14 protein-coding genes, 1 tRNA gene and 1 pseudogene are annotated in these 14,637 nt (G+C 49.8%); 7 read left to right on the top strand and 9 right to left on the bottom strand.

Translation table 11 applies throughout. The features are described from left to right. Positions 1-72: 72 nt before the first annotated feature. Positions 73-906 carry an SPOR domain-containing protein gene (locus tag G9C99_RS03335; protein WP_166416010.1) on the bottom strand — a complete coding sequence of 278 codons (834 nt, stop codon included), beginning with the start codon at positions 904-906 and terminating at the stop codon, positions 73-75. 220 nt (positions 907-1,126) lie between these two features. Between G9C99_RS03335 and G9C99_RS03330 the strand changes: the two genes are divergently transcribed. Next, positions 1,127-1,216 (top strand) — tRNA-Ser (locus tag G9C99_RS03330). A 385-nt stretch (positions 1,217-1,601) separates the two neighbouring features. Beyond that, positions 1,602-1,778: pseudogene (locus G9C99_RS18690) on the top strand (recombinase family protein); the annotation flags it as partial. Between the two features lie 123 nt (positions 1,779-1,901). On the opposite strand, the gene G9C99_RS03320 reads toward G9C99_RS18690, so the two are convergent. The 4 genes from G9C99_RS03320 to G9C99_RS03305 form a co-directional block, all read right to left on the bottom strand. Next, positions 1,902-2,306, bottom strand: coding sequence for a universal stress protein (locus G9C99_RS03320; protein ID WP_166416008.1), 405 nt, complete (start codon positions 2,304-2,306; stop codon positions 1,902-1,904). 12 nt (positions 2,307-2,318) lie between these two features. After that, a complete protein-coding gene (locus G9C99_RS03315) occupies positions 2,319-3,626 on the bottom strand; it encodes a TRAP transporter large permease (protein WP_166416007.1) in 1,308 nt (435 codons plus the stop codon). Positions 3,627-3,779: 153 nt separating this feature from the next. After that, positions 3,780-4,829 (bottom strand): TRAP transporter substrate-binding protein, encoded by a 1,050-nt coding sequence (locus G9C99_RS03310; RefSeq protein ID WP_166416006.1) that lies wholly within the window; start codon positions 4,827-4,829, stop codon positions 3,780-3,782. 67 nt (positions 4,830-4,896) lie between these two features. Further along, a complete protein-coding gene (locus G9C99_RS03305; protein ID WP_231703977.1) occupies positions 4,897-5,418 on the bottom strand; it encodes a TRAP transporter small permease subunit in 522 nt (173 codons plus the stop codon). Positions 5,419-6,018: 600 nt separating this feature from the next. Here G9C99_RS03305 and G9C99_RS03300 point away from each other — a divergent pair. Continuing rightward, positions 6,019-7,503, top strand: coding sequence for an aminotransferase-like domain-containing protein (locus tag G9C99_RS03300; protein WP_166416004.1), 1,485 nt, complete (start codon positions 6,019-6,021; stop codon positions 7,501-7,503). A gap of 250 nt (positions 7,504-7,753) precedes the next feature. On the opposite strand, the gene G9C99_RS03295 is transcribed toward G9C99_RS03300, so the two are convergent. Then, positions 7,754-8,626 (bottom strand): LysR substrate-binding domain-containing protein, encoded by an 873-nt coding sequence (locus G9C99_RS03295; RefSeq protein WP_166416003.1) that lies wholly within the window; start codon positions 8,624-8,626, stop codon positions 7,754-7,756. 105 nt (positions 8,627-8,731) lie between these two features. On the opposite strand from G9C99_RS03295, the gene G9C99_RS03290 reads away from it, so the two are divergent. From G9C99_RS03290 to G9C99_RS03280, 3 genes are all read left to right on the top strand, one after another. Further along, positions 8,732-9,517: a HalD/BesD family halogenase gene (locus G9C99_RS03290; RefSeq protein ID WP_166416002.1), complete on the top strand. Its 786-nt coding sequence runs from the start codon at positions 8,732-8,734 to the stop codon at positions 9,515-9,517. After that, the gene (locus tag G9C99_RS03285; RefSeq protein ID WP_166416001.1) at positions 9,514-10,761 is read left to right on the top strand and encodes a M24 family metallopeptidase; all 1,248 of its coding nucleotides are present in this window, start codon (positions 9,514-9,516) and stop codon (positions 10,759-10,761) included. Before G9C99_RS03290 ends, G9C99_RS03285 begins: the two co-directional genes overlap by 4 nt. 545 nt (positions 10,762-11,306) lie before the next feature. After that, on the top strand, positions 11,307-11,495 hold the full coding sequence (locus tag G9C99_RS03280; RefSeq protein ID WP_205859818.1) for a hypothetical protein: 189 nt from the start codon (positions 11,307-11,309) through the stop codon (positions 11,493-11,495). 43 nt (positions 11,496-11,538) lie between these two features. Here G9C99_RS03280 and G9C99_RS03275 read toward each other — a convergent pair whose 3' ends face one another. Genes G9C99_RS03275 through G9C99_RS03265 form a run of 3 tightly spaced genes read right to left on the bottom strand, consistent with a single transcriptional unit; the run spans position 11,539 to position 13,468 of the window. After that, positions 11,539-12,099, bottom strand: coding sequence for a hypothetical protein (locus tag G9C99_RS03275; RefSeq protein WP_166415999.1), 561 nt, complete (start codon positions 12,097-12,099; stop codon positions 11,539-11,541). A gap of 21 nt (positions 12,100-12,120) precedes the next feature. After that, on the bottom strand, positions 12,121-12,720 hold the full coding sequence (locus G9C99_RS03270) for a short chain dehydrogenase (protein ID WP_166415998.1): 600 nt from the start codon (positions 12,718-12,720) through the stop codon (positions 12,121-12,123). A gap of 22 nt (positions 12,721-12,742) precedes the next feature. Next, positions 12,743-13,468 (bottom strand): hypothetical protein, encoded by a 726-nt coding sequence (locus tag G9C99_RS03265; RefSeq protein WP_166415997.1) that lies wholly within the window; start codon positions 13,466-13,468, stop codon positions 12,743-12,745. Between the two features lie 104 nt (positions 13,469-13,572). Between G9C99_RS03265 and G9C99_RS03260 the strand changes: the two genes are divergently transcribed. Continuing rightward, on the top strand, positions 13,573-14,442 hold the full coding sequence (locus G9C99_RS03260) for a LysR family transcriptional regulator (RefSeq protein WP_166415996.1): 870 nt from the start codon (positions 13,573-13,575) through the stop codon (positions 14,440-14,442). The last annotated feature ends 195 nt before the right edge of the window (positions 14,443-14,637 follow it).

The following is a 14,637-nucleotide window of genomic DNA, read 5'->3' as shown; positions in this document are numbered from 1 at the left end:
GTGTAAAACGCAGATCGTCAAGTGGAACAAGCCTAAAACCCAACCAAACTTGACCAGCGGTTTCAGCCTCTTTTAGTTGGTGACGAAATAAGCGTCATCAAACCCGAGATCTTGAATTTTAGTCAGCAAAGAAGCGCGTTCAGATTCAGATGCTGCAGGGCCAACGGTTACACGCCAGAACGGGCGACCATTGATCGTGTGCTGATGAACTGTTGGTGTCATGCCCGCAATGCGCATACTGGTGGCTGTAGCGTCTGCGTTATCTTCAACACTGAAGATACCGATTTGAATGTGTGGCTTGTTGAGGGACGATGTGACCGGTGCTGCAATAGGCTGAGGGGGCGGAGTAGGGGCATCAACTGCATCCAATGCGGCAGTGGCCGTTGCTACCGGATCAAGCGGGGTTTCATCCAGATTTTCAACGGCTTCAATGGCTGGTTGCGTTTCAGCATTCTCTGTGACCTCTGGTATCTCTTCACGGCGCAATGCAGTCACGCTAAGGTTTGTCGGCTGCCCAGCTAATATTCCTAAAGCTTCAGCAGCGTCTGATGACACTTGCAGCGCAGGTCCAGGTGTCTCGACTTCACGACGGAAAAGGGCGCCAATCACAAAGTTGCCATTTGAAGGATTGCGAATGATGACACGCTCAGGGTCCGTTGCAGTCGGGTGTGCCACCCAAACGCCACCAAGTGACGGACGCCCGTCCCATAGGCCGTTTTCATTTACCTGAAAGACTTCTGGAGATTCTACATCTCGCTCTACGAGTCGTGTGCTGGTTGGGGTTGCTTGCTCAGAGGAAGAACCGTTGTTTTGGAACAAATTGAAATTGCTGCCCTCTTCGCAGGCGGACAAAAACAACGCACAGCCTAAAACTGTGGTTAAGCGCAGAATTTTCTTTTGTGTCATGCTCTTTGCCTCTTTCTCAGCGCCAATATGGACTGTGGGTCTGCTACACCCGTTGTGTCGTGATCGGTCTTTTGCCGATTGTTGTCGCGACTTTAACCCGGTTCCCATGTCTTGGGAAGGCGTGCCGAAAGCATGAGCGAATATCCCCGACAGAAAATTTCAACTTTCTGACTTTTACCTCTTCCAGAATCAAATTTGTGACGCTAAATCAGCCCCTGTCGGAGGAGTGGCAGAGTGGTCGAATGCACCGGTCTTGAAAACCGACGAGGGTGAAAGTCCTCCCAGGGTTCGAATCCCTGTTCCTCCGCCATTTCCATGGCGCTCAGTTAAAAACCTTTCATTTCCAGTGTGCTAGGCGGTATTGGTATTTTCCGAAAATTCGCGATGTGGCACAAATATCAGCGTGTTTTTCCATTTTCAGGATGATGAACTAGGGTAATCTGATTGCTTCATTATTGTAATGTAGTGGTCACCAGTGCCGGCATGGTTGTCCACTGCGGAGATAGAGAAGCGTTCGTAGTTCCCGGTTTCAAGACACCATAAATGGCCTGCATCAATAATCGGGTCACGATGATCGATGTAAATCTACTACGCAATCTCATATCGTTTCGTGTTCGGGGAGGGTATCGCTGTGCTCCTAGGGTGAACGGAACAATGCTGGAACCACATTTTCATTCCATCCCGATTGTGTCGTTACACATTCATTGGACCGGTTAGGTCGTGACATCTGCGACTTACTGAACGTCGTCGAAGAACTGAACGCAAAAAGTGTCGCGGTTGAGCCCGTCTCTGAAGGGTTATCGTTCTCCAGAGATGAAGGTGATCCCTCGGCGGGGCTACAACTGTATATATTTTCTGTCTTTGCACGGTAGGAACAAAACATATCAAAAACCTGACAAGCCTAAGGATTAGGAGCCACGGCCATATCCAGAAAGCTTGGCAGGTTCAGTAAGACAGCTCGCAAAAGCGTAAGATTACATACAATCTTGCAAATACTACCGTAGCACAACAACACTGCATTGGGCATGGCGAACAACACGCGCAGCAGTCGATCCGAGCAATAGATCTGCTAAGCCCGCACGATGAGATGCGACAATGATGCAATCCGCGTTATTCTTCTCGGCCCAATTGAGAACCGAATTCGTTGGGTGCCCAGACAACACATGCGTAGTGATATGATCAGAAGGCATCACAGTTTTTAGTTCATTGCCAAAAGTGGCAATGCTCTCTTTTAGTTGCTCTTTTGAAAAGTAAGAGCCGATGTAAGAGGGGAGCTCTTCTAGTACTGATAGAACAGAAATCTTCCCTCCTTCGTCTAGCAGGCGACGCGCCACATCCAATTGCGCATCACAGTCGTTAACGTGATCTGGTGCAACAGGAACAAGGATATGCTTGTACATCGTAATCTCCAATTACTTCAGTATATTAGGAAGCCATGTGGCAATCTGTGGGAAGATAAAGATGAGTGTTAGTCCAACAAATTGCAGTACAACAAATGGGCCCACGGAGTTATAAACATCCCCCATGCTGACATCCTTGGGTAATACCCCTTTGATCCAGAAGAGAACAAAGCCGAAAGGTGGTGTGAGATATGCAATTTGAATGTTGACGATGAACAAAGCGCCAAACCACAGTTTATCAATTCCCAATTCTTCAACAATTGGAATAAACAAAGGCGTGCAGAGCATGATAATCGCCCAATCGTCCATCACCATGCCGAGGACCAGAATAATCAACATCATCATCAGAAGAATACCGGTGCTACCGCCTGGCATGGATAGAACCAAATCGGTCAGAAGATCCTGGCTTCCCAGCGTGTTGAATACGTTGAGATAAACCGTCGCACCAATCAAAATCCATAGACCCATGCCGCTGAGTTTTAACGTGGAAACGAGGGAATCTACCAATACGTCCTTGGTCAATTTTCCGTAAATTAGGTTGATGATGAATGCGCCAGCTGCGCCAAAGGCTGCTGCTTCGGCTGGGGTGGCAATACCGCCCCAAATAACGCCCAGGACGATGACGATGAGCAAGGCAAATGGCCAGATGCTTAGGACTGCAGTTAGTTTTTCTTTGCGGGTGAATTTCTGATCGGCGGGCAGCGCAGGGCCCAATTCCGGCTGCATTCTGCAACGAACGCCGATGTAAATTGTATAGAGAGTCGCGAGCATAAGCCCAGGCAGCAAGCCTGCCATGAATAAGTCACCGATCGAGACCTTTGCGAGCAAACCATAAAAGATGAACGGAACGCTGGGCGGGATCAAGGCACCCAATGCTCCACCTGCTGCAATCGACCCAATGGCGATCCTCCGATCGTATTTGTAGCGCACCATTGACGGATACGCGATCTGACCCATGGTGGTGGTTGCTGGGGGAGTGATGCCAGTAATTGCCGCAAAGACAGTGCAAACTTGAACTGTGCCCATTGCCAAACCGCCGTGGATGTGGCCGATCAACTTGTAAACAGCATCATAGGCCGCTTCGGCTATCCCGGAAAACCGTATGAGAGACCCCATAAACAAGAACAATGGCACTGTGACAAGAACCGAATTCCAAGGGGTTGAGTAAAACGCGCTTGGTACAGACAAAAGCGCCCGAGGTTCAAAAATGAGTGCAAATAAGACTGCTGTTCCGCCTAGGCCAAACGCCACGGGAAGACCCATAAAAAGGATCACAAACAAGACAATAAAATATAATGCTGTGATGAGTTCGAGGCTCATGATCGTTGGTTTCCTTGTTTAAGGGCTGTTCGTGGCGCCACTTGTAAACCGGCATTTTGGTTCTGCTCGGGTCATTTTCTGGTAGATGGCATTCCACTGGCCCGACCACGGGCCAGTGGGTCTTAAGTTTTTGAAAACCGAGTGAAAGGCAGGTTATTCTGCGCTTTCTTGGTCTGCTAGGAACTGTTCGTAGATAGCGACGCCACGGGCATTGCCCTCTGAAGCAGCTGCAACCTGTGGCCAAACTTCTTCGATAGAGCGTTCACGCATGCGCGCAACTTCTTCATCACTTAGGTGGATCACTTCACCGCCAGCGTCGCGTAAAATCTGTAACGCTTCTTCTACACCTTCAGCATGCAAACGGCTGGTTTCAAAGTAAGTTTCTTCGAAAATTCCATCGATTTGCGTACGCTGCCAGTCTGTCAGAGCGTTCCAAGATTGCAAGTTGATGAAGATCTCTTGGTGTTGTGCTGGGTTCCAGCCAGGCATGATTGCGTAGTCGATCACTTCGTGGAAAGACATGTCGTCGATACCACCTGTATCCCAGTAAGTACCCTCGATTGTTCCCAGTTTTATCGCGGTGTAAATTTCACCGCCGTTCATGGAAACAGGAGCACCGCCCATGGTCGCGTGGAAGATCGCTTGAGGGCCACCAGCGCGCATTTTGTGACCTTCTAAATCCTCGATGCTGTCCACTCGGAACGTCGTGAACATCGCGTTCGGTCCCTGATTAGTCCAACCTGCCCAATGCAAGTTACGGGCATGTGCGGCGTCTTGGATGATATCGCCAACGCGGTAGTCAGGGTTGCCCCACATAACTTCCCAAGCTTCATCGGTGTCATTGGCACCCATGGCCATACCAAAGGCCAGCATGCCTTCGGGCATGTCGCCTCCGTAGACGGAACCCCAACCTGCATAACCGTCTGTGAGACCTGCAGCAGCAGCGCCAAAGGCTTCAGATCCGCTTACCAATGCGCCGGCTGGCTCAACGCGGATTACCACTGTGCCTTGTGTAGCAGCTTCGACTGCTTCAACCCACGGGATAAGTCCGTTGGCCCAGCCTGCGTCTGTCTGATCAAAAGCGGGTTGGAAGACCCATTCGGTGATTTCGCTTGGGGGGCCATCCTGTGCGAATGCCCCGCCGGCTACCACGGCAACTGCACCTGCCATAATTGTAGTGGCAAAGAACCTAGTTTCTTTCATTTGGTATTCTCCTTGTTGGATATTTTTGTTTTTTAATGCTCGTCCCATTAGGTGGGATGAGTTTCGGTTAAACTTCGTCTTCGGTCGCCGTCTCGAGCCCCCAAATGGTTCTCAGATCCCGAATGAAATGCTTGATAACGATCAGCAGAACGAATGCTCCGCTTACCGGAATGGCATATTTGATTGGGTAAATCGGAATAGGAACAGACGTCGGCGTATGTTGGTTCAGCATGAGCGACAAAGACGCAGCTTCGTACCCTTTCAAAATCAACGCGCCTAAAAAGAGGACGGCAAAAGGTGCGGTGATCACGTCTAGAAGCGCCTTTGAACGGGTGCTGGCGTTGGCATAAAAAAGATCAAGCTTCACAAAACTATCGTGTTGCAATGCATAAATACCGCCAACACAGGCAAGTAGAACCATCGCTGCCTGCAAAGTTGTGCCAATCCATTGGGACGGTGCGTTCAATACGTAGCGCATGAAAACATCTGAGACACCAAGTGTCATGCAGTATAAGATTAAGAACCAACCAATGCGGCCAGTCACTTCGGAAATCGCGCCTGTCACTCGCTCAAGCTGGCGCATCAACATGTTACACACGGTTTGTTCTTCATGAACTTGTTCTCCTTAAAGAATATAGCAACCCGTGCATTCAGTTGGGCACCCGCTTTGAGCGCTTGCGTAGACATGCAGAAGGCGTGAGAAGAATGGGTTGAAAAGAGGATTGGATCGCAAACGATCGCGTTTGATCTGTGCCTATTTCGGAAGATCGAAAAATCTTGCGAAAATCCAATTTTATGCAAGTCGCTACTCTCCGTTAACCACATTCAAAGTCTGATAGAGACTGCGTCAGGCGACGGTCCTTTTCAGGTGCTCTTAGGAGACGACAAGAATGGCAGTTGAGAAAGGTACAGAATTTGGAGAGAATGGATACAGATTGAATGTTGGTGTACGTTGCTCTCAGGTAAACAATGTCAGAACTCTGATCGTGAAGCTTGTTTCGGTGTGATTGCGCATTTGAGAAAATGCAATCTATTTGACTCGGCTAACAACGATCCAAGATCGTTCTTCATAATCGAGTTTTGGAAATGAATTGTTGGAGATTTGGATATAGGTTTTTGAACCGAGCAATCTACACTGCCTAAACCTTTCAATAGCTGACATGATCTTGGAGCGTGGATTCAACCCGATATGGCACAAAAATTGAACATCGATAGATCACAGCCTAGTGGCCTGCGCGACCAAATCGTTTCGCAAATTTCGCGGCTAATTTTCGAAGGTCTAATGCCAACGGGTTTAAAGCTTTCGTCTTGTCGGGAATTGGCCCGTGAACTGGATGTGTCGATCAATACTGTCATATCTGCCTATCGAAAACTCGAAGAAGAGCAACTCATTGAAGCTCGACCCCGTTCTGGATATTTTGTTTCGTCAGAGCGAGGGATGCGCGCGGATATTGGAATGCCTGAGCCTGCTAAGATAAAGCCGCGGGCGTCGATTGGCGACAAGCTCAATAAACTGCGCCGGGCAGAAGACATCGAGACTATTTTTCGCCCGAACGATTGGTATTCGTATGAATTTCCGTTTGTGTGCAATCAGATTGATGAAAGCAGCTTTCCGGTCGCGGAGTGGCGCGAATGTACCCGATTGGCGATGAACCGTAAGGATCTTAAAATCTGGTCCGCAGATGGGCTTTATGCAGATTGCGCCGAACTGATCGAACAAGTTGCGCAACGTATTCTTCCGCGCCGAGGCATCTTTGAACCCACCGATTCAATTCTAATCACACTTGGAACTCAAAATGGGTTGTTCATCACAAGCCTTTTGTTCGGTGGGCGCGATCGCATCGCAGCTATGGAAGATCCTGGATATCCAGACGCCCGCAAAATTCTTAGGAGTAATTTTGGCAGTGTACGGTTTCAGCCCGTAGACAAAGATGGGATGATTGTAGATGAGCGTCTCCGCGGCGTTGATTTAGTATTTATTACGCCAAATCGCCAGTTCCCAACAACAGTCACGATGTCGGAGAGCCGACGTCATGCACTTTTACAAGCAGCTGAAGAATATGATTTTTACATCGTTGAAGATGATTACGAATGTGATGTGGATTATCGACCTTCAACCCCGCTACCTCTCCATAGTTTAGACAAAACAGATCGACTTATCTACTTGGGTAGCTTGTCTAAAGGACTATCACCCGGCTTGCGGCTGGGCTACTTAACGGCACCACCTGAATTCATTGAAGCGGCCAGAGACTGTCGAGGCATGATGTTTCGACATCCACCGATGATTCTTCAGCATACTGCCGCTACATTTATCAGGTTGGGATATTATGATGGTTTGTTGCGCAGAGTACGCTTGGATTATGAACAGCGCTGGCACCAAGCGAATGCAATACTTCGAGATAGGTTGCCATCATTTGTGAAAAACGGGGAATTTGGTGGAACAAATTTTATTTTGGCAGATCATGAGACTGGGTTGGATGCTGTGCTGATTGCCAAAGCTGCGCTGAAACGAGATGTCATAGTAGAACCTATTTTACCTTGTTTTTCGAGCGCACGTGATGGCTCAAAGTATTTCCGGCTTGGCGTTTCCTCAATAAATCGCGAACTGATTGAAAGTGGTATCGATAGGTTGTGTGGCACCATTAAAGAATTGCAACAAGATCGGGCCATTTGAAATTTTGTGCGGATTCAGAGGGTATTCACCCAACCAACTGCATAATGTCACCAATTGCCACCGAAGCTGGGCAGCGAAAACATTAATAATGTGTATTTCATAGAGATTACGACCTCTCCAAGGAGAATTACCCCAGGTTTGTCAGGGTGAAAAACACTCCTGAGGTCGCGGTGTGGTGAACAACGGCCCGCTTGAGCGGATTCAGCCCAAAACGAGAAAAATCAACAAGACCGTTTAATAACTAGATGAGCTAAGCTTTCAGCGCTTGGATGATCACCTGCGCGGTTTGACTTGCCTCTAGTCTTTTGGGGTGAGCGACCAAATAGTCATGTTTCATTGGGATTGCTGGCATCGGTAGTTTAACAAGATGTTTGGCATGCAAGCTTTCCAACACCATACGTTCCGGGATCAAAGCAACACCGAAGCCTTGCTCAGCAAAACTTCGGGCGATACTGCTGGCCTGCACTCGTAAACCAGCATTGCGGTTAATGACCCGTTTCATGGCAAACGCGTCATTCCAGTTGGGGGACGTCGCAAAATCGCGTCCCCAATCGGTGTGGATTAGATGTTCATCCTTGATTTGATCAATCTCGCAACCGTGCTCTGTTACAAACGCGACGGATGCGACCGCAATCAGATGGTCAGAAAATAATGGGATAATCGTGTGATCAGTATAAAGATCGTGGCCGTAGAAAATACGCAAATCTACTTTGTCGCGGGCAAAATCAACCGGATCGTTTTCTACTCTGATTTCAAGAGAGTTCGAAAGTTCAGTTGTGCGGATGGCTGAGAGTTTGGGCGCTAGCCACGTTTCAACAACAGATTCCGGGGCGCTCAGAACAAGCCGTTTTTTTTGATCCACGCGCCGCATTTTATCTGACAGCTTGCCAAGTTGCTCAAAGGATTGCCCGAGTTGGGGATAAGCACTTTGGCCTGCTTCAGTTAGAGCTATGCGGTTTCCCTGCCTGACAAAGAGAGTTTTGCCCCAGAATTCCTCTAATAATTTGACTTGTTGACTGATCGCTGCGGAGCTGACGCCCATCTCGCGGGCGGCGTGTGAAAAAGAGCCGGTCCGGGCCGCTGCCTCAAAAGCGCGTAGGGCATTTAAGGGAAGGTGGGGCATTACAATCATTCTTTCAAAAGAAATTCTAATGGACCATAATTAGAATACCCATTTCCGCTGTACCGTCAATCGCGTAATTTTTCACGAAATGACAAGGATGGAATCATGCGTGACCTAATAGATCTCGAACACTACCCGCTGGACCAACCGGATAGTCCGGCTTGGCTGAAACTGGTTGAAGATTGCAAGGCTAGGCTTGACGCTGACGGGTTGTTCAACTTGCCCGGCTTTGTCCGAAAGGCTGCAATTCCTGATGCGGTGAATGCGTTGACACCAATTCTAGCTGAAAACGCTTTTGTCCATGCGCGCCGCCACAACATTTACTTTAACAAATCAATCGAGAACCTTCCGGACACGCATCCTGCACTTCAAGAGTTTGAAACCTCTAACAGAACGATCTGTGCAGATCAGATGGGGCAGGCAGCTGTAATCCAGCTCTATGAGTGGCCGCCGTTCGCGACTTTTCTGGCCGCGGTTATGGAGAGGCCGAATTTGTTCCCGATGGCCGATCCACTCGCTCGTGTAAATGTGATGGGATATTCTGAAGGGCAAGCACTTAACTGGCATTTTGATCGGTCCGAATTCACTACAACCTTGTTGTTGCAAGCACCCGAAGCGGGGGGGGATTTTGAGTATGACAAGGATCTGCGCACGGATCATGACCCCAACTATGAAGGCGTTGCTGATCTATTGGAAGGACGCAGGTCGTCAACTCTTATGCATCTAACCCCTGGTACCCTAAACATATTCAGAGGCAAAAATACGGCCCATCGAGTGACCCCTATAGAAGGCGAAATTGACCGTATTATCGCCGTTTTTTCCTATTTTGATAGGCCTGGTGTGGTGTTCAGCGAGCAAGAACGGGTCGGCTTTTACGGGCGTACGTCATGACTGATGGCTCGGTGTTTAAGGATGATCGTAAGCTGACCTATCTGAACGCTGAAGGCGCAGATAAACCGCTCAAAAGCCCTGTTTTAAATGAGGTGGTGGAGCGTGCACGTAGTTATCGCCTTGGGCGATTACGAGAGCAGTTGGATCGTTCAGACTGTGCGGCGCTTTTGCTCTATGATCCTTGCAACATTCGCTACGCGTTTGATTGCTCCAACATGCAAGTTTGGACGCTACATAACCCAATGCGCTATGCGCTGATCGTGGCGGGTGGCCCCGCCATCATGTTTGAGTTCAAGGGCTGCTTGCATCAAAGCGAAGGGTTGCCCGGCATCGATGAGTTGCGCATGGCCAAGACTTGGATGTTTATGGCTTCGGGCGATAAAGTTGAGGCTGCAACGTCGGACTGGGCAAATGAAATTGCTGATCTCATTGCCCAATATGGCGGTGGCAACACGCGTATTGCCTGCGACACGCTAGATGGAAGCGGCGTTCATGCATTAGAAGCGCGCGGATTGAAATATGTTGAAGGTGCGCAGTTCACGGAGATTGCCCGCTCTATCAAATCGGCTGACGAGATCGAGCTGATGCGCTGGACAATTCGTGTTTGCGAAGCAGGCATGGCGCGCATTTATGATCACTCCGTACCAGGTGTCACGGAGCGGGAGCTCTGGGCGCATCTTCACTTTGAAAATGCCCGTTCCGGTGGAGATTGGCTCGAGACCAAATTGCTCACCTGCGGTCCTCGAACGAACCCATGGTATCAAGAATGCTCCGACAGAGTTTGTCAGGCAGGAGAGATGATCTCCTTTGATACGGATATGATTGGACCTTATGGCTATTGTGCTGATCTTTCGCGATCATGGACGTGCGGATTTACGGCGATGAACGCCACTCAGCAGGAGAATTACGATACCGCCCTGGCTCAAATTCACCACAATCTTGAGTTGGTCAAACCCGGATTGAGCTTTGATGAATTCAATGCCAAAAGCTGGCGCATCCCAGACGCAAATGTTCCTTACCGCTATTCTCTTGCAGTACACGGGGTTGGTATGGCTGACGAATGGCCCGTTGTCCCTTTGCATGTTGATTGGGGGCCTGGCGCGATGTCCGGTCGTTTTGAGCAAGGTATGGTTGTCTGCATCGAAAGCCTAATTGCCAAAGAACATTCGGAAAGCATCAAATTGGAAACGCAGGTGCTGGTGACAGCGACTGGATATGAACGCCTCGACAGTTTCCCGCTCTAAACAAAGGCAGAGTTAGAAGCGCACCACGCGAAACCTTGCTCTGCCCACCGAGCCGATATCTGCAGAAAAATGCTGTGTTACATGCTTACGGCCAGCTTTTAGAAAGCTGCGGCGCGGCATTTGAAGACAAAATACAAGACGTGCATCGAAATAACCGTGACTTTGCAAAGTTAGCTATACAGCCCTAAGCAGATCGTTGATCTTAAGCGGGGCGAATGGCAGGAACAGCCCGTAGTGACCGATGCTGCGCAATGCATGGATGTCCGCTGTGGAGGGGGTAACACGCGATTGACTGCGTTGCCGCACGGGCTCAAAAATGGCAGAGTTTCGCTTTAGTTACATGAAAGTAAAAACCGTGAGCAAATCTGCTGAGATCAAAAGTCTGTACGTTACTTTGTCCAAACCCAACTTCTTGACGGTGTGGATGGCCTCGTTAGACTTTGTCGATCAAATGATTTCGGAGACAAATTCCAGTCCGCGAAATATACTTTTCTGTAGAATGAAGTCTCGCTGATACTGAACCGCTGGAAACTGCGTATGACCGAATGATTGAAGATGGTGCGTGCTATGAAATGCCGATTGATAGCAACGCAGTGTTCGGACGTATCTTTATTATGGCTATAGCACCAAGTAATCCTGCGAAAGCTGCTGAGGTATTTGAAACGCTTATCAATCTTTACGCTGACCCCGCTGAAGCCGATTACATCAAGTATGAGATACTCGAAAAACTTTAACCCCGGCCCGCGCAAAGCGGTCATCGGCACAGCCGCAGCGAATTTACACTTCGTCCCACATGCTGCAATTCGAGCATATTGCGAGCAATGTGGCCGGTGCAGCAAGGCGCGTAGCTGTGATTTGAGCCACCGTCGCTGGTTCGCCAAGGCTACTCATATCGGGTGCTGGGCAGAATGAGACATCGCAGGGAAGGTAGTACAGATCAGCTTCGGCATTGAAGCTGTCGTTCGTCCCCGTCATCTGCCCTCGATAGACGGTGATGTTGATACCTTTGGGCGCGCCGGTCACGGCATCCGCGAGAAAGGCAAACATCTGAATCTCAAAGCTGTCCCCTTCGAGATAGGTGACACTGGCCGGGCTATCCGTGAATTTCACGCCCGCCGCACCAAACATCCAGCCGCCAACAATATCTGCGGTGCCATCCGACGAAATATTCATAATGTTTTGATAGGCTCCGCCATCCGGCAGCACGCCGGTCACCTCCACAAACCAGGTGCCCGGCAGGGCCGTCGCTGCGGTCACAGGGGCATCCTCAGCGTAGCTCATGCTGGCGTTAAACAGTGCAATAACGGTGGCAAGCGATTTTAGAATTGTACGTTTCATCTGGGTTTTCCTTTTTTTGGGTCAGGCAAATTCGGGGGTGTTCAGGATCTGCCCACGCATGTCGCCGTGAAGGGCGGCAAGATAGGCGCGGGCAGTGTCCGCGGCGGACAGCCCGCCATCGGTTGGCATGCCGAATAGAGCCATGCTTTCTTTTACGAAAATCGGTGAAACTGCATTGATGCGAATTGCGTCGGTTTCTGCGGCAGCAACACGAACAAAGGCTTCAATCGCGGCACAGGACGCGGCGATTGTGCTGGTGGCCGGCAGTGTGCTTTGCGCCGCAACCCCTGAAGTCAATGTGATTGACCCTCCGGTTTTTACCGCATGGATCCCCAGGCGCAGCACATTCATTTGCCCCTTCATCTGAATATCCAAAGTTTGGTTGAACTCTGCATCGGTCATTGTCGCCAGAGGAACCATTGCCCCATCGCCTGCGGCGCAAATGATCCCATCAAGCGGGCCGATTTCTGCAAATGCGCGACGCAACGCGTTGGTGTCAGACATATCAAGGCGCACATCGCCTGATGTGCGTGCGGCGGTGATAAGCTCGATATCTGTGGGCAAAGCGTCTTTGATGGCACGCCCAATGATACCGGTCGCGCCGATGAGTAGTATCTTCATTATCTATCTCCGATTGAAGGGGTTATTGTCCGAATGTTTGGGTGAAGGTCGCCATCAGCTGTTGCTTTGCATCATGCAAAAGTGGTGTTCCATGAGATGGTAAAAGGTGGCTGAATTCCAGCGCTGCCACGCGGTCAAAATCGGTGCGGTTCGGTTCGCAAACCCGAAACCATTCAGGGCCGATGTTGGCTGGTTTGAAAAAACCGGCTTGCCCCATACGTTCTGCGGCTATGTCACTGAAGAACTGATCGGGCGCAGTCCAGTTCTGAAGGCTGTCTGCGGTGATCAAAATACCGCCTTCTCGCGCCAACAAGAACATCGCTTCGGGCAGTTTTGAGCTGTCATAAGTGAAAAGCGTAAGCTCATCGGATGGCATTTCCCCACCCACCCGCAATATATGATCAGCAACTAGGCCGCCTTTGTGCTCCATGCCTTCAAGCGCCCAAAGTTTCGCGCCATATCGATCTATATAGAATGGATCGTCCAGACCGTTTTGCGCCCCCAAGTGATACCCACCCAGCTTTACAATATTCTCAATACGCCCCAGCTGTTCCAACTGCGAAAGCCCTTCATCGCTCAGGCGAATAGGGCTGATCAATGTCAGGGCACCCTCCCTGCGCAACACCGTCATGGAGCGGCTGATCTGCATGCCGGGCATCATCTCGACACTGCCTACAACATGGAAAATATCAGGGAAAACCTCGGCGATTTGTGTATGGGCTGTGGCGGCTGGAAAGACATAGGACATGGGGCGCTCCCGAATGCGGTGATGTTTCAGTTGATGTTGGGTACCCCGCTTCACCGTCAGAAAAAAGAATATCTTTTTGAACGTCATGGTCGTAAAATTTGACCATGATTGATTTGACGCATCTGAATGCCATCGCCACCATCTGTGATACCGGCAGTTTTCAACTCGCCAGTGAAAAGCTGAACAAGGCGCGTTCGGCGGTGTCCTATTCCGTGAAACAGGTTGAGGAACGGTTTCAAATTCAAATATTTGACCGCTCAACATACCGTCCAACCCTGACCCCAGATGGCAAAGCCCTGTTGCCCCAAATCCGCCTGCTGCTGTCGCGTGCCGGGCAGTTCGACGAATTTGTGCAAGACTTAAAAGGGGAAGGCGAAATTGACCTGCGTTTGGGAGTCAGTAGCAATTTCCCAATCCGACGCCTGACAGGCCTGCTAAAAGGCCTGAAGCAGGATTTCCCAATAACGACCGTCCATCTGAACATCGAAACGGCTTCGGGAGAACGGCAGGTGATGGCAGGAAACGTCGATATCGCGATTTTCGCAGCACCATCGCAAAGTCCCTTTTTGGATTATCAGCAAATTGGCCAGATGGAATTTCCACTGGTCGCCGCCCCAAGTTTATTGGGTGCAGAAAGCGAATGGCCCGGAGCATTGACCAAGCCCGACCTCGCGCGTTTCCCTCAGGTTGTCGTAAAATCAAGCGACGAAAAGGCACCGGACACGGGCTTAATGGATGAAGCACAAAAGTGGTATGTCACGGATATGACAGCAAAAAAAGAACTCATCCTAGAAGGGCTTGGGTGGGGACGGTTGCCCGCCCACATGGTCGAACAGGAAATCAATCGAGGTCAATTGCTGCGCCTCCCTCTTTTGGGAGATTTCACCCTACCGCTTTATCTTGTGAAACGCGCAAATCATCCCCTAGGTCCCGCCGGAAGAAGTATCTGGAGAAGTCCACAGGATTTGCAGTAATTAGGTAAGTAAGTACTCGATTGTTTGCCCTTGCCTACCCCTGGTACCGATTAGCGCAGAAATAATTTCCTTTGCCTGAGAGCAGTCATCTCTTTGAGTGTACTCGACGAGCGATGATGGGGCTGGCACGAAAATCACTCGCGTCCCATAGAAAATCCAGTTTGAACCCAAAGCGCCCATCATTCCATCTATGTC

The organism is Cochlodiniinecator piscidefendens (assembly GCF_011326755.1).
Taxonomy (GTDB): domain Bacteria; phylum Pseudomonadota; class Alphaproteobacteria; order Rhodobacterales; family Rhodobacteraceae; genus Cochlodiniinecator; species Cochlodiniinecator piscidefendens.
The sequence above is the reverse complement of the archived record's forward strand: the minus strand, read 5'-3'. Positions and strand labels throughout refer to the sequence as shown.